Here is a 14,612-nt window from a genome sequence, read left to right on the forward strand (position 1 = left end):
TTTAAACTTTCCTTCTAGTGGCTAGTTGCTCAGCAGATTTTAGCGAAATTCGTTTTTTACGAGACAACAATAATCCACATAAACTTAAGCAAAATAAGCTCAAGCTTTGCGGGGCAGAAACTTTAACCTCTTGGAGTGTGACGTTGTCTATATATAAAGACGATCCAGCAAAGTCGGTAAAACCATTGTTATCAGCACCAATGTTGAGTTGAAAATCAAGGTACCAACCACTCTGATTTAACAGCGAGGCAGCTAAATTGTAGGTAAGTTGATAAGTGTTTTCACCATCGACATCTGCATCGAATAAGGTACCCAACTGTCCGTTCTCATCATATAAGTTACCTAGCCCATCATTCAGACCAATTACCAAATAATCAGCAATAAAGCCTTGGTCTTGACTATTCATTTGACTGGTTACCATGATGTCAAAAGATAATATTAATTGGCTGCTAGCCATGGCCGTTAAATCGAGGCTTTGAAATAAAGTATTTGCAAAAAATACTTCCGTATCGAGATAATCTGCATTAATGACCGCTTGACAATTTGGTGCTATGCCCTCAATCACAAAATCATTCGACATAGATACGTCTCCAAATCCGTCAGTATCTTTATTCCAGCCACTATAATCACAGCTAGAAAAATCACCATTGGTAATCATCGCTCCTTGAACGTTCAGAGTCGTAGTAATTAGTATGAAAGTCAGTAAAAAGCTTAGTTTGTTTATCATGTTATTCTCTGGTTAAGTTTAAAATAAATTATCGCCATCCAAAAATGAAAAAACGTAAAGCTACAACTTTATCGTACTAAGATAAAAGCTCTCAGTGTTTACAGTTAAAGAAGACTAGCACAATGATTTAACATTTAAATAACATGTGAGGTTGGATTGAAGTGTAACAATCCCAATTTAAACTCTTATAAAATAACCTCTTATCTTAATTCAAACGACGGCTAACTAATTGTTAAATAAGGTTAGTCATAAAATTGTCATAAATTTACAATTAACAAACTCCGTTGTTTACAATGTAAAAATACCAAACATAAAAACAAATAACGTAAGTTAATAACTTCATTTGGATAAGGATGATGGCGTAGCAGGAACATTTGAACAAGACTTCACACAGTTAAATACTAGTTGCTTAGCTATATTTCCTATTCAATAGGTTGATCATGACAGCTTATGAGTGAGGGTGTGTTTTTACCCTATCTTCACAGGCTATTAGGAATAGATTGTTATCTTTGCGAAGTATTTAGCGGCGGCTTTTATATAGCCAATGTTAAACATTATTCATGCTATTATCATTTATATGTAAAGTTATCTGTGGGGGTATATTATTATCTATCAAACCTCTTCATCTAGCATCTTGAGCCCTTGATCATGGCGGTGAACCTTTGGCCTTAAAAGGTAAATGGAATAAATGATAATAAAAACTATAACCTTACCAGCGAAAGAACCCATTAGCTGTTCGAACTGCCAAGCTTGTTGCTGTCGTTTAGAGGTCATGCTAATAACTGATACGGGTGTACCAGACTACTTTGTGGCGGAAGACAAATGGGGCTCTATGACCATGAAACGTTTAGATGATGGTTGGTGTGCTGCGTTAGATAGAGATACCATGATGTGTACCATCTATCAAAATAGGCCGTTAATTTGTCGCGAGTTTGAAATGGGTGAGTATGAGTGTATTTCTGAACGTGAAGCTAATCTCTAATTTTTGTTCTAGCAGGTAGGAAAATGAACGTCGATAAAGCCAAAAAATTAATAGCAAAACAAGTTAAAAAGGGCGTAAAGGGGTTTCCACAAGTGACGCTACGTTATTTTGGTAAATCAACTCAATGCGCCACTATTGCATCGATTGAGTACATTCAAGAAGAAGGGGGAGCCCCTCAGGAACAACGTTTCACTAGTAGCAAAGATGCAAGGGATGATGAGGTCATCCAGTCTGCTTTAGTAAAAATAATCCAACGTGCTGATGCTCAAACTGTGATTGAAAACCCAGAAGTAGTTGTTATCGACTAGTTGGCTCATAGCCTAGAGATGAAATCAAAAATCATCATAATAGTTGGCTTCGCCGAGCAACACTTCAGTCACCCTTCAACTTCCGCCTAACACTTAAGGCGAAGGTTCCAATTCAAACTGCTGGTTAATTTACCCAGCGCAACCTCATAAGAAGTAGCCAGCTTCCAAACATGGTCCTTTCTCAGGTTTATATCGTATTAAGTCAAAATCATTTCATCAATTACCTATCTTTCCTTAATTTAAAGGAATGGCTGATTATTTTGTTTCAATAATAAACTTGGTTTAAGGATAAAAAAGTGAAATTTATAGTATCAATCTGTGCTTCAATATTCGTGGCGGGTTGCTCCGTTTTTGGACAAAGTGATGTTGAAACTGCCCCTTATACTCTCTTAAAATCCGACGATATAAATAATATCGAAATTCGCCAATATCAATCCATGATCTTAGTTTCTACTAGTATGGCAGGCGGAAGTGACAACAGGGCGTTTAGAAAATTATTTAACTATATAGCCGGTAACAACCTGGGTAAAACAGAAATATCGATGACTGCTCCTGTTATTTTAGACAACCAAAACCAATGGACACAAGGCACTAAAATTTCCATGACGGCCCCTGTGTTTATAAATAGAGACTCAGGTAGTCCTGTGATGTCCTTTGTTATGCCTAAGAACTTCACTTTGGCCAACACACCCAAGCCGAAAGACCGAAGTGTAGAGGTGAGTGAAGTTACCGATTACAAAGTTGCCGCGATCCAATTCAGTGGCACTCTTAGTGATTCCAAAGTGCAAGAACAGACTAAAATTCTAACAAAATGGATCGCTGATAATGGCTATACTGTCATCGGAAAAGCAGTGAAGGCCGCATACAACGGGCCTTTTACCTTGCCTATGCTGCGTCGAAACGAGGTGTTGATTGAGGTTAAATGATTTTTGGGCTAATAAAAAACCATGAAGTTTACTAATAGCTAGTATTGATATTCGTTAATCCCATCTGAGTAGAGATTAAATCTACTAAATAGATGATTTTAGCATTGGATAATTGCCGATAGTCAAAGTAGGGGCAGACTATTATTTTATGTGTCGTGTCTATGGCAAACTCATGGCTAAGCCAGCGTAATGTCATGGGCATTTCTAGCGTGGCGGCAAAGGTTCTACCCATAACTATATGCATGCCATTATCAGGGAGGTGATATTGTTGATTAAATACTTCGCTATTGAAGATCAGCGCGGTATTACTGGATGATTGCAATAAGTCCATGTCTCTATAATGCTGCCAACTTGTAGCCGATGGACTGATGGGAAAGAATTCTCTGGGTAGCGCGTAAATCAACTTGGCATACACATTAAATACTTTACGCCAGCCATTTCCACAGGATTGCCCCACAGCGAAAATTTCGCCTTGTTCTAAAGGCGCAATTGACGAATGAGACGCTGCAAAGTCAAAGTCAGGTCGATTGCTAAGGTATAGGTTTAACTTGGCGTTGGGATCGCCCAACCCAATACAGGCACTTAATGATGTTTTGCTCATAACTTGTCCGAGCCTTTGGCAACATTTCCTGCATGCTTAAAATACTCTTTGCTAATCGGCCTAACTCTTTCAGATGCCATTAGTTAGGTGTCCTGCTCCAAGAACCAGTTCTTTATCAACTCACGCTCTTGCTCTGTCATCTGAGTTTTATTCAAAAAAGGCATGTCTCGGGTCACTACCACGCGCTGATAAATCAACGCAGCTTTGCCGCTAATGTCAGCCCATGAGTCGAATTTGAGACCTAGTGGAGCAACCACAAAAATGTCATCTGTTGGTGTGCTAGAGTGGCAATTTGCACAATGTAGCTGAATCAAGTTGTGCACAGTTTGTTGATCTGGTGCTAGTACTTGCGGCTCGACAACCCTAGCGCCAACGTTTTCAGCCGACGGTTTAAGACTGTCATCAATCAATGGAGTGGAAACCCAGATAGCAATTAACAACATGCCAACTGCACCACTAATTAAAATGGAAGGCCTAACTTTTCCAATATGGCGAAGATTGAAAAAGTGTCTGATCCATGCAGCTACGATACCAATTGCGATTAGTACCAACCAGTTTTGAGGGTGTTGATAAGTAACCGGATAGTGATTGCTGATCATGATGAATAGCAGGGGAAGGGTAAAATAGTTGTTATGAACTGATCTTAGCTTTGCCTGTGCCCCCCATTTAGGGTCAATAGCTAGCTTATTCTTGACAGCATCTACCATTAGCCGTTGTGAAGGCATTATCTGCAAAAACACATTGCCAGCCATAATGGTGCCAATTAAAGCACCAATGTGAATATAAGCACCACGGCCGCTAAACCAGTGACTCGCAAAATAAGAGGCAAACGTGAGCATGCTCAGCAATAAAATGCCAAATAGAACAGGGTAGTGGGCTAGATGGCTTCGGCAGGCTAATTCATATATGACTAAACCACCAAAGATCAGGCCCAGTCCAAGGCCAATAGCCGTAGAAGGAGACAGTGGATTGACCTGAGGGTCAATTAAGTATGCAGAGGCACCAAAGTAATACACCAATACCAACAAACAAAAGCCACTAATCCAAGTTGTATAGGCTTCCCATTTGAACCAATGAAGTTTGTCAGGCATAGCTTCAGGGCCATATTGATACTTTGACACTTCATAAAAGCCGCCACCATGTACCGCCCATAGATCACCTTTAATGCCTTTATCTTGCTTCCATTGTGGTGGTTGCTTAAGGTTGTTATCTAACCAAATGAAGTAAAATGATGCGCCAATCCAAGCGACTCCAGCAATGACATGAAACCATCTTAAGAATAATGAAACCCAATCCAACCATGCCATATGTTTTCCCTTTATTATTATTTTTATGTGTTAATAACTTCCGTAACCAGGCTTAACTATCCATGATTACTTTTTATAAGCCTGTTCACCTGCCACATAAGTAGCACTCACGCAGCGTTCATCTGCCAACATAGTTAGCGCAAATACAACATCCTGGGGGCTTTCAATCCCTTGGTCAGAAATATGTTGTTGGGTGCGTAGGTCTGTCAACACATTAAATGCAGGATCAAGCACTACGAAATCTGCTTCACTACCAACATTTAAATTACCAATTTTGTGCTCTAAATCAAGTGCACTGGCTGCTCCTTGCGTCATCATATAAAGACCCCGCAAAGGCGATAATCTGGTGCCTTGAAGTTGACACACTTTATAAGCCTCGCCTTGGGTGCGAAGCATATTGAAGGACGTACCCGCACCAACATCCGTTGCTAGAATTACATCCACTTGATATTTATCAGCTTGCTGGAGATCGAATAAACCACTGCCCAAAAATAAGTTTGAAGTGGGGCAAAATGCTGCACTAGCTTGTTTATCGTGCATTAAATCCCATTCATGCTGATGCAAATGCAGGCAATGTCCGAACACCGCTCGCTTTCGAACCAATTGGTAATGGTCGTATACATCTAAATAGTGCTTAAAATTTGGATATAGCTGTTTTACCCAATCAATTTCATGCTTGTTTTCAGATAGATGAGTTTGCACGAAAACGTCAGGGTATTGTTGAGCAAGCTCAGCCAAAGCGGCAAATTGTTCAGGGGTGCTGGTCGGCGCAAAACGAGGTGTTAACGCATATAATAGGCGATCCTTGCCATGCCAGTTATCTATTAATGTTGCGCTGTCTTTTTGTGCCGATAGCGGAGTATCACGCAAAGGCTCAGGGCAGTTTCGATCCATACAAACTTTGCCAGCAATCAAACACATGTTTCGCTGCTGTGCTGCGCTAAATAGTGCATCGGTGGCCTGTTTGTGTACAGTCGAATAAACCATGGCCGTGGTAGTACCGTTCGATAGCAGTTGATCCAAGAAGGTCTCGGCTATGAGGGCTGCATACTCTGGATGCTGGAATTTATCTTCAGTAGGGAAGGTGTAATTTTGCAACCACTCCAGTAACTGCTCACCGTAGCTGGCAATCATTTCAGTTTGCGGGAAATGTAGGTGACTATCGATTAATCCCGGAATTAACAATTTACCGGAGTAATCATGTAAATTTTCAATAACATAATCTTGTTTAAGCTGTTGGAAATGGCCAATATCCTTCACTAAACCGTTATGCGTAACCAATAGACCGTCTTTAAAATAATTAAAGTTATCATCAGGTTGGCTTGTATTCTTAGGGAAATGAAGAATACTTGCTCGGTAAAACTGAAATTCAAACTGCATTGTGAATTAACTACCTCGGTAACTGCTGAAACCAAACGGAGATATCAACAAGGGCACATGGTAATGGCCGCCATCTTGAGTTACCTCAAAATGTATATCCACGAAAGGATAGAAACTATTGCCGTGCTTTTCGAGCAGGTAAGAGCCAGTGAAGAAACGCAATTGATAGACGCTAGCGGTAAGTTCAATATCGCCCCATGCACTGCATCTGCCATCTTCATCTGTCATAGTGATGAAGTTATTACCTACTGCATCGGTTAGTTCTATTTGCATGCCAGCGGCTGGTTTACCTAATGTTGTGTCGAGTACGTGACTAGAAAGACTTATCATAATAATTTAATCCGTAAGAAGATTTTGTAAACGTATCAGGCTGATCTTAATTTGCTGTTGGGCGGCGATTTCAATTTCCTGCTCTCGGCTATGATGAATTCGTTCCTGCAATTGGGTCAACATCGCTTGAGCTGATAATCCGCTTGCGCAGATAATAAAAATGAATCCATTTTGTTTCAGGTATTGATGATTGAGCTGGTGTAATTGTTCTAACACCTGTTTATCTGCTAGCTCAGTACCCGCTTGCTCGCCTTGAGCTAAGTCTGAGGTATTGGCATACTTTTCACTTAGTGTCGCCATGTCACCAATCATAGGGTGCGCTTCAAAAGCTTGTAAATAATCAGCTTCATCAAGACTTTGCCAAATTGCGAGAGCACGCGCCACCAGTTGATGACTAAATTGAATAGGGCGGGTTTTAGCAAGCTGTTCACACCAAGATTGAGCTGCGCAGCATTGACTAAGCATTTCAATGGCTTGAGCATGCTCAAGTGAATTAAATTGATTTAATCTCATAAAATTTTTGCGATCTCTTTAGTTTGTTGCCAGCGTATTTTTAAATCTTGCTGGCTGGATGAGGTCGTAGCATGTTGATCTATTAATTGAATTAATTGCGCTGCCACCGATACGGCCACTTCAATGGGCCGCTTGCCTGGAATCTCAGTCAGGCCCACCGGGCAAATAAATTTCGCTAGTTGTGCAGTATCATTTGATTGTTGACGAAGACGGGAATTAAAGCGTTTAGCTTTGGTTTGTGAACCAATTACCCCCACATAACGACACTGCTGCTTTTGAAGAGCCGTTGTCGCTAACTGATAATCAAGCTGATGATTATGGGTCATGATCAATACATAGTCGGCTGCAGCACTATCTTGTGAAAACTCAACTGCAGATTCAGTCACTCTAATCCTAACATTTGATGAAACAGTCACGCCGTCAAACATTTCTTGGCGTTCATCGACCCAATCAATTTGAAGCGGCAGTTGGCTGATGATAGGGATCAATGCCTTAGCGACATGACCGGCACCAAATAATGTTAAACGTGATGCATGTTGTTGAATAAGTTCAAATAATACATGGGTCGCCCCCCCACAACATTGTGCCAGTTTGGCGGCCAATGGGTAGTATTCCATGTGCTGCAAGGGTTGCTGGTTGAGCAGGATTTCTCTGGCTTTGGCAATTGCCAAGTGTTCTAATTGGCCACCACCTATGGTATCAAAAATAGCATCCACGCAGACGACCATTTTTGTGCCTTCCGCCCTAGGAGTTGACCCAGCCGCCCCTAACAAGGTTAACAGTACATAAGCACGGCCTTGCTGCTGACAACTTTGAATCCCTTCGAACCAGTGATTGGCACTCATAAGCTTGCCTTGATAACGGCTTTGTCGTTAGTTGATTTTTGAATTTTATCCACGGCCATTAACACTTTTTCTGGCGTAGCAGGAGTATCTAGCTGTGGGTCAATGGTGTAATCGCTCAGACTTGAAATGGCATCTTTGATGGCACACCAAACAGAGATAGCCAGCATTAAAGGAGGTTCGCCAACGGCTTTTGAGTGATAAATACTGTCCTCAGGATTACTATGCGGATATAACTCAACGTTAAATATTTTAGGGGTGTCACCTATCGCTGGAATTTTATAGGTTGCTGGGTTATTGCTTAGCAATGCTCCTTTTGCATCCCAAACAAGCTCTTCGGTAGTTAACCACCCCATACCTTGGATGAAGCCACCTTCAATCTGACCGATGTCGATAGCAGGGTTTAGACTACTGCCCACATCGTGCAATATATCCACTCTATCGACACTGTATTCTCCCGTTAGAGTATCAATGGAGACTTCCGACACTGATGCACCATAGGCAAAATAAAAGAACGGCCTGCCTTTACCCACATCCCGTTCATAATGAATTTTTGGGGTTTTGTAAAAGCCAGTAGCAGACAGTGAAATACGCTCAAAATAAGCTTGTTGGACCAATTCAGTAAATGGCATGCTGTGCTGGCCTAATAATACTTGCTGATCTTCAAATCTTACCAATGAGGGATCTTGTTGGTACTTGGCAGCATAAAACTCGGCAAGTCGCTGTTTTATAATCAAACACGCATTTTGTGCGGCTTTGCCATTCATATCTGTTCCACTTGAAGCCGCAGTAGGGGATGTATTGGGTACTTTGTCTGTGCGGGTTGACGTCACTTCAATTTCAGACAGGGGTAAACCAAATTCATGGGCAACAATTTGGCCAATTTTTGTGTGTAAGCCTTGGCCCATTTCAGTGCCACCGTGATTAATTTGCATGCTACCATCGGTATACACATGCAGTAATGCACCGGCCTGATTGAGGTGCTTAGCAGTAAAGGAAATACCAAATTTCACTGGCGTTAGAGCTAAGCCTTTTTTAATCAGTGGATTGCTTTGGTTAAACTGTTTAATTAGTTCACGACGTTGCCAATATTGTGATGATTGCTCCAATTTAGCCACAAGATCTGGCAGAATATTATGGTCTACATCCATCCCGTACTGAGTTTGTTTGCGTTGGTCATCATCATAAAAATTACGTTTGCGCACGGTTAGCGGATCTTCGCCGATCTTGCGGGCAATTGCGTCTAACATCGCTTCAGCCACCACCATTCCTTGTGGGCCCCCAAAACCACGAAAGGCGGTGTTGGAAACCTTATTAGTCCGACAACGATGGCCTACTATGTGGGTATCAGCAAGGAAATAGGCGTTATCTGCATGGAACATGGCGCGATCTACGATTGCATCGGATAGGTCAGGGGAGTGACCACAGTCGCCGTTTACCACGATTTGACTGGCTTGTATTAACCCAGTTTTGTCAAAACCTACTTCGAAGTGATTCGAGAACGGATGACGTTTGCCGGTAGCTAACATATCTTGCAATCTCGGCAATCGAATTTTTACAGGTCTGCGAGTACGCACCGCTAACAACGCGGCTATACAGGCCCATTGCGCTGCTTGAGTTTCCTTACCACCAAAGCCGCCACCCATACGGCGCATATCAACCACGACTTTATTAAGCTTAAGTCCTAATACTTCCGCGACTAATTTTTGAACCTCGCTTGGATGCTGGCTGGAAGTGTAGATCATAATGCGATCTTCTTCTTTGGGAACCGCTAGAGAAACCTGACCTTCCAAGTACAAGTGTTCCTGACCACCGACTTCCAGACTGCCAACCACTCGGTTTTCGGCACTTTGCATTTGCGATTTAGGATCACCACGATGCATTTCGTGTTTTGGTCTTACAAATTCTCGAGCTTGGTGTGATCCATCAGGATGCAACACTGGTGTTTGTGCCTCTATATTAATTATGGCCTTCAACACTGCCTGTCTGGCTAAACGGACCGATGTGGCCACCACGGCAAATAGTGCCTGTCCATGAAAGACCACGTGTTTATCTGCTAAAACGGGGTCACCATCAAATACTGGGCCTATATCTAAATGCCCTGGCACATCTTTAGCCGTTATAACATCTACCACACCTTCACTTTGTTTTACTTGGGTTAAATCTATTTCACAAATAATACCGCGACTTACGGGACTTAATCCCACTGCTGCAAATAAGGTGTTGGCCGGCACATTTTTATCGTCAACATAAACAGCCGAACCACTGACTTGTCTGATTGCGCTTTCATGGGGGTGATTGCGCCCAATTGTGCTGCCCGGCGCGTTAGAAGTTACAGCTTTGATTAATTTACGCATGGCTTAGTGTCCGTGTCGCTATCTGGTTTTGGCTGTTGGCTGTTTCATACCAGAAACGTTGCCATAAATTAGCCACAATTTTTTGTCGGTAAGACGCTGAGGCTCGCACATCATCAATCGGCGTAAATTGGTTAAGCAGGATCTCATAACCTTCTTGCATAGTCGCTTTGAGGCGCCAGTCTTTACCTAGCAAAGTATGCGGGAGTTTTTCGGCTGTAACTGGAGTGGCCGCTACACCACCAAATCCACTAGTAAGTTTGGTAATCTGATTATTTCCATCTATCTCTAGTTTAAACACGGCGCACACCGCAGAGATATCGTCTTCCATGCGTTTGGATACTTTATATGCTTTTAGACTTGTTTGAGTTCGGTTGATTTTGGGCAGGGTAATTGCCTCGATCCATTCACCTTTAGCCATAACCGTTTGGCGGTAACCTATAAAAAAATCACCCGCGGCAACATCTCTGCGCTGCTTACCGTTGTCTAGGTGTATTGTCCCCTCAAGGGCTAAAAGTACAGGTGGCATATCGCCAATAGGTGAAGCATTGGCAATATTCCCACCTAAGCTGGCTTGATTTCTAATTGGTACAGATGCGAAGCGCCATAGTAACTCAGACAGCTCCGGAAACGCCGTCAACAACGCTGCTTCAATCTCCCCAAAAGCTAATGCTGCGCCTATGTATAAGCTATGGTCTGTCTGGTTTAACTGATTTAATTCCTTTACCTGCTTAAGACTAATAAGGCAGGGGTGGTCAGTTAATTTTTGTGTGGTTTCTAGTGCTAAGTCAGTACTACCACTGAACATAACGGCGTTAGCATTGTGAGCTAGTAGAGCAGCAAGTTGTTGACGGTCCGTAGGTAAATAAAGATGTTCTGCCGTCATTGGCTTGTTTCTCATTGCAGATAACGTGGTTAAGGTTTTTTGCGCCTGCAGATCGAATTTATCAAGCTGCTTTGTTTCACAGGCCTGTTTCGCGGCGTCTATGATGGGCCTATAACCCGTGCACCGGCAGAGGTTTCCCGACAAAGCTAATTCAATGTTGTTCAGATCAGCTAACCGGTCTTGATGATAAAAGCTAAACAATGACATCACAAAACCTGGGGTACAAAAACCACACTGAGAGGCATGTTGATCAACCATAGCTTGCTGAACGGGATGCAGTTTATCCCCTTCAGCTAGATGCTCTACGGTTATAACCTGTTTATTGTGCACGCCAGATAAATATGTGACACAACTATTTATCGCTGTATATTCTAGTCGGGTTTTGTTTGAATTGGGCTGCACAAGTGAAATGGTGCAAGCACCGCAATCACCCGATGCACAACCTTCTTTGCTGCCACATAAATGTTGCTGTTCACGTAAATATTCCAACAGCGTTAAATCTGCCCGTTGGTTGCTTACTTCAATTAGCTGTTCATTTAATAAAAAGCGGATCATGTATTTTCCTTGGCGACATGCTTTGTTATCGTTAATACTCTGGACGTTTGCTATACGCCTCTTTAAATTCGTCGCTTGTGGAATAAGCGTAACAGTTCATCAGCGTTGTTTTATCAAAAAAACTCTGTCTATAATATAAAACCTGACCAATTGGTCAACTTAAAATTTCAGATGAAATATTTATGAATTATCCCGCTCTGTTATCTAGCAAATAGCTTAGGTAATGGTACATTGGCAAACAAGACCATGGGGTCGAGTTGGTAATACTTATAATAATAATGAAATAATGGACCATGACTAAAAATAAAACCAATAAAGAAGGCCGTGTTGGAGCCGCGAACAAACAATTAATTTTGCGCGCTGCGGAACAAGAATTTGCAAAAAATGGATTCAAAGGAACACGAATACAACAAGTTGCCGATAGCGCTGGATTGCCTAAAACCAACGTTTTGTATTATTACAAAAGCAAAGAAAATCTTTACCTAGCGGTGTTGGAACAAATATTAACCTTGTGGAACTCAGCATTTGATTTGGCTACCACTGAAGATGATCCTGCTGAACAGCTGGCACATTACATTACCGAAAAAATGGAGTTTTCTTTAACCCGCCCAGAAGCATCGAAAATATTTGCCCTTGAGGTAATTAATGGTGCGCCAAACCTAAAGGAATTTTTCAAGGAATATCATGTGGTCTGGATGGAAGGTCGTGCTCAGGTTATTCAAGGCTGGATCGACCAAGGGAAAATACACACCTCAGATCCCTATTACTTGTTGTTTCATATTTGGGCATGCTGTCAACATTATGCCGATTTTTCAGCTCAGATAGTTCAGTTAAAAGGTAAGGAAATGGAGCGGCAAGAGTATGCCAAGGCTACTCGAGCGTTGATTCAGCTAATTTTGAATGGCTGCGGCTTACAGGTTCCAAATAAATATTGTTAATCATGGAGAGTTGAACATGCGCTCATATCCTCGCGATTTAATTGGTTACGGTGGTCATCCTCCTCATCCAAAGTGGCCAAACAAGGCTAAGTTGGCCGTGCAATTTGTGTTGAACTTCGAAGAGGGAGGGGAGAACTGCGTCCTACACGGCGACGAATCTTCCGAGGTTTTCCTATCAGAGATCATCGGGGCCCAAGCTTATCCCGAACGTCACATGAGCATGGAATCATTGTATGAATATGGTTCACGGGCGGGGTTTTGGCGTTTACACAGGTTGTTCGAAAAATACAATATACCGGTCACCGTTTTCGGGGTAACAATGGCTCTGCAACGCAATCCCGAAGCGGTTGAAGCTATGCTGAAATCGAACTGGGAAATCGCCAGTCATGGCATGCGCTGGATCCATTACCAAGATATGCCCATAGATAAAGAACGTAAATTAATGGCTGCAGCTATCCAATTACACGAAAAAATAACTGGAACTGCACCATCGGGATGGTATACGGGTAGAACAAGTCCAAATACTCTTAAATTAGTAGCTGAGCGACCAGATATTTTGTATTGCGCTGACTCTTATGCCGATGATTTGCCTTATTACGATACCAATTATGGCCGCCCACTGTTGATGGTACCCTATACATTAGATACAAATGATATGCGCTTTGCCTCACCCCAAGGTTTCAATAGCGGTGAGCAGTTTTATACTTATCTAAAAGATGCCTTTGATGTGTTATATGCAGAAGGTCAAGCGGCTCCTAAAATGTTATCCATTGGCCTACATTGCAGAATTATTGGCCGACCCGCTAGAATGGCGTCATTACTACGTTTTATTGAATATGTACAAGCCCACCAAGATGTGTGGATATGTACCAGAGAGCAAATCGCTCAACATTGGACCAGCCACTTCCCGTATAAAGCTACCCATAGCTCACCCGAGGATAATTACAATGATAAATAACCTCATTAAAGTACTACCAAAAACGGAACTTCATCTACATATCGAGGGCAGTTTAGAGCCTGAGCTAATGATGGAGTTGGCCACTAAAAATGGTATTTCATTGCCCTACGAGACGGTAGATGAAGTACGTCAAGCCTATCAATTTGATAATTTACAAAGTTTTCTCGACTTGTATTATCTTGGGGCAGCTTCCTTGGTAACAGAAGATGATTTTTACCAGTTGATGTGGCGCTACCTGGTTCGCTGCAAAGAGCAAAATATCGTACATTGCGAAGTCATGTTTGATCCCCAAACTCACACCCAAAGGGGTATAGAGTTCGAAGTATTTATGGAGGGTTTTGTCCGCGCAATAGACCAAGCCAAAAGTGAATGGGGCCAATCATGTTATTTGATCATGTCATTTTTACGCCATTTGTCCGAGCAACATGCTCTTGAAACCTTAGCAGCGGCCCAGCCATATTTGTCACAGATTACAGCAGTCGGTTTAGACAGTTCTGAATTGGGTAACCCACCAGAGAAATTTGCCAGAGTATTTGCTGCGGCCAAACGAGCCGGACTTAAAACCACCGCTCATGCGGGCGAAGAAGGACCGCCAGATTATATTTGGCAAGCATTGGATATTCTTGAAGTTGATCGTATCGATCACGGCGTACGAAGTATTGAAGATAGCATCCTTATGCAGCGCTTGGCAGAGGATAAAATCACCTTAACAGTCTGCCCCTTATCAAATATTAAGTTATGTGTATTTGACGATATGCAACAACATACCATTATGGATATGCTTCGCCAAGGAGCAAGGGTGATGGTTAATTCAGATGACCCTAGTTACTTTGGCGGCTATCTAAACGAAAATTATTTACAGTTACATGAAACTTTCGACTTGTCTGTGGATGATCTAAGTCTACTGGTTAAAAATAGCTTTCATGGTAGTTTTTTGCCAGACAGTGAAATTCAACATTGGCTTAGCCAAGTTGATCAGGTTATCGATAATCACTGATCATTAAC

At 42.1% G+C, this 14,612-nt stretch carries 15 protein-coding genes; 6 read left to right on the forward strand and 9 right to left on the reverse strand.

The features are described from left to right. Position 1: 1 nt before the first annotated feature. The gene (locus QR722_RS09320; RefSeq protein ID WP_286287450.1) at positions 2-727 is read right to left on the reverse strand and encodes a hypothetical protein; all 726 of its coding nucleotides are present in this window, start codon (positions 725-727) and stop codon (positions 2-4) included. Between the two features lie 688 nt (positions 728-1,415). On the opposite strand from QR722_RS09320, the gene QR722_RS09325 reads away from it, so the two are divergent. From QR722_RS09325 to QR722_RS09335, 3 genes are all read left to right on the forward strand, one after another. Continuing rightward, complete coding sequence (locus QR722_RS09325; RefSeq protein ID WP_286287452.1) at positions 1,416-1,709, forward strand: YkgJ family cysteine cluster protein; 294 nt, start codon at positions 1,416-1,418, stop codon at positions 1,707-1,709. Positions 1,710-1,732: 23 nt separating this feature from the next. Further along, positions 1,733-2,017 (forward strand): hypothetical protein, encoded by a 285-nt coding sequence (locus QR722_RS09330; protein ID WP_286287454.1) that lies wholly within the window; start codon positions 1,733-1,735, stop codon positions 2,015-2,017. Between the two features lie 296 nt (positions 2,018-2,313). After that, entirely contained in the window at positions 2,314-2,943 is a 630-nt protein-coding gene (locus QR722_RS09335; RefSeq protein WP_286287456.1) for an SOUL family heme-binding protein, read from the forward strand. A 31-nt stretch (positions 2,944-2,974) separates the two neighbouring features. On the opposite strand, the gene QR722_RS09340 is transcribed toward QR722_RS09335, so the two are convergent. From QR722_RS09340 to xdhA, 8 genes are all read right to left on the reverse strand, one after another. Then, the gene (locus tag QR722_RS09340) at positions 2,975-3,544 is read right to left on the reverse strand and encodes a DUF6942 family protein (RefSeq protein WP_286287458.1); all 570 of its coding nucleotides are present in this window, start codon (positions 3,542-3,544) and stop codon (positions 2,975-2,977) included. An 83-nt stretch (positions 3,545-3,627) separates the two neighbouring features. Further along, positions 3,628-4,851, reverse strand: a complete 1,224-nt coding sequence (locus QR722_RS09345) for a urate hydroxylase PuuD (protein WP_286287460.1) — start codon at positions 4,849-4,851, stop codon at positions 3,628-3,630. A gap of 66 nt (positions 4,852-4,917) precedes the next feature. Continuing rightward, on the reverse strand, positions 4,918-6,231 hold the full coding sequence (gene guaD, locus QR722_RS09350; RefSeq protein WP_286287463.1) for a guanine deaminase: 1,314 nt from the start codon (positions 6,229-6,231) through the stop codon (positions 4,918-4,920). Positions 6,232-6,237: 6 nt separating this feature from the next. Then, entirely contained in the window at positions 6,238-6,561 is a 324-nt protein-coding gene (uraH, locus tag QR722_RS09355; protein ID WP_286287464.1) for a hydroxyisourate hydrolase, read from the reverse strand. A gap of 6 nt (positions 6,562-6,567) precedes the next feature. Then, on the reverse strand, positions 6,568-7,074 hold the full coding sequence (uraD, locus tag QR722_RS09360) for a 2-oxo-4-hydroxy-4-carboxy-5-ureidoimidazoline decarboxylase (protein WP_286287466.1): 507 nt from the start codon (positions 7,072-7,074) through the stop codon (positions 6,568-6,570). Further along, positions 7,071-7,919 carry a xanthine dehydrogenase accessory protein XdhC gene (xdhC, locus tag QR722_RS09365; protein WP_286287468.1) on the reverse strand — a complete coding sequence of 283 codons (849 nt, stop codon included), beginning with the start codon at positions 7,917-7,919 and terminating at the stop codon, positions 7,071-7,073. The genes uraD and xdhC overlap by 4 nt, the downstream gene beginning before the upstream one ends. Then, complete coding sequence (gene xdhB, locus QR722_RS09370; RefSeq protein ID WP_286287470.1) at positions 7,916-10,273, reverse strand: xanthine dehydrogenase molybdopterin binding subunit; 2,358 nt, start codon at positions 10,271-10,273, stop codon at positions 7,916-7,918. The genes xdhC and xdhB overlap by 4 nt, the downstream gene beginning before the upstream one ends. Beyond that, positions 10,266-11,711: a xanthine dehydrogenase small subunit gene (gene xdhA, locus QR722_RS09375; RefSeq protein WP_286287472.1), complete on the reverse strand. Its 1,446-nt coding sequence runs from the start codon at positions 11,709-11,711 to the stop codon at positions 10,266-10,268. The genes xdhB and xdhA overlap by 8 nt, the downstream gene beginning before the upstream one ends. Before the next feature lie 293 nt (positions 11,712-12,004). Between xdhA and QR722_RS09380 the strand changes: the two genes are divergently transcribed. From QR722_RS09380 to QR722_RS09390, 3 genes are read left to right on the forward strand one after another with little or no spacing between them, the layout of a single operon-like run. Next, entirely contained in the window at positions 12,005-12,649 is a 645-nt protein-coding gene (locus QR722_RS09380; RefSeq protein ID WP_286287474.1) for a TetR family transcriptional regulator C-terminal domain-containing protein, read from the forward strand. 16 nt (positions 12,650-12,665) lie between these two features. After that, positions 12,666-13,607: an allantoinase PuuE gene (gene puuE, locus QR722_RS09385; RefSeq protein ID WP_286287476.1), complete on the forward strand. Its 942-nt coding sequence runs from the start codon at positions 12,666-12,668 to the stop codon at positions 13,605-13,607. Then, positions 13,597-14,604, forward strand: coding sequence for an adenosine deaminase (locus QR722_RS09390; protein ID WP_286287478.1), 1,008 nt, complete (start codon positions 13,597-13,599; stop codon positions 14,602-14,604). Before puuE ends, QR722_RS09390 begins: the two co-directional genes overlap by 11 nt. The last annotated feature ends 8 nt before the right edge of the window (positions 14,605-14,612 follow it).

Source organism: Aliiglaciecola sp. LCG003 (assembly GCF_030316135.1).
Lineage (GTDB): Bacteria > Pseudomonadota > Gammaproteobacteria > Enterobacterales > Alteromonadaceae > Aliiglaciecola.

What these genes read in the sequence shown, in the direction of transcription:
- puuE (WP_286287476.1), top strand. Translation starts at nt 12,666, where the DNA reads ATGCGCTCATATCCTCGCGATTTAATTGGTTACGGTGGTCATCCTCCT.
- uraD (WP_286287466.1), bottom strand. Translation starts at nt 7,074, where the DNA reads ATGAGATTAAATCAATTTAATTCACTTGAGCATGCTCAAGCCATTGAA.
- uraH (WP_286287464.1), bottom strand. Translation starts at nt 6,561, where the DNA reads ATGATAAGTCTTTCTAGTCACGTACTCGACACAACATTAGGTAAACCA.
- QR722_RS09390 (WP_286287478.1), top strand. Translation starts at nt 13,597, where the DNA reads ATGATAAATAACCTCATTAAAGTACTACCAAAAACGGAACTTCATCTA.
- QR722_RS09330 (WP_286287454.1), top strand. Translation starts at nt 1,733, where the DNA reads ATGAACGTCGATAAAGCCAAAAAATTAATAGCAAAACAAGTTAAAAAG.
- QR722_RS09320 (WP_286287450.1), bottom strand. Translation starts at nt 727, where the DNA reads ATGATAAACAAACTAAGCTTTTTACTGACTTTCATACTAATTACTACG.
- QR722_RS09345 (WP_286287460.1), bottom strand. Translation starts at nt 4,851, where the DNA reads ATGGCATGGTTGGATTGGGTTTCATTATTCTTAAGATGGTTTCATGTC.
- guaD (WP_286287463.1), bottom strand. Translation starts at nt 6,231, where the DNA reads ATGCAGTTTGAATTTCAGTTTTACCGAGCAAGTATTCTTCATTTCCCT.
- xdhA (WP_286287472.1), bottom strand. Translation starts at nt 11,711, where the DNA reads ATGATCCGCTTTTTATTAAATGAACAGCTAATTGAAGTAAGCAACCAA.
- QR722_RS09380 (WP_286287474.1), top strand. Translation starts at nt 12,005, where the DNA reads ATGACTAAAAATAAAACCAATAAAGAAGGCCGTGTTGGAGCCGCGAAC.
- xdhC (WP_286287468.1), bottom strand. Translation starts at nt 7,919, where the DNA reads ATGAGTGCCAATCACTGGTTCGAAGGGATTCAAAGTTGTCAGCAGCAA.
- QR722_RS09340 (WP_286287458.1), bottom strand. Translation starts at nt 3,544, where the DNA reads ATGAGCAAAACATCATTAAGTGCCTGTATTGGGTTGGGCGATCCCAAC.
- xdhB (WP_286287470.1), bottom strand. Translation starts at nt 10,273, where the DNA reads ATGCGTAAATTAATCAAAGCTGTAACTTCTAACGCGCCGGGCAGCACA.
- QR722_RS09325 (WP_286287452.1), top strand. Translation starts at nt 1,416, where the DNA reads ATGATAATAAAAACTATAACCTTACCAGCGAAAGAACCCATTAGCTGT.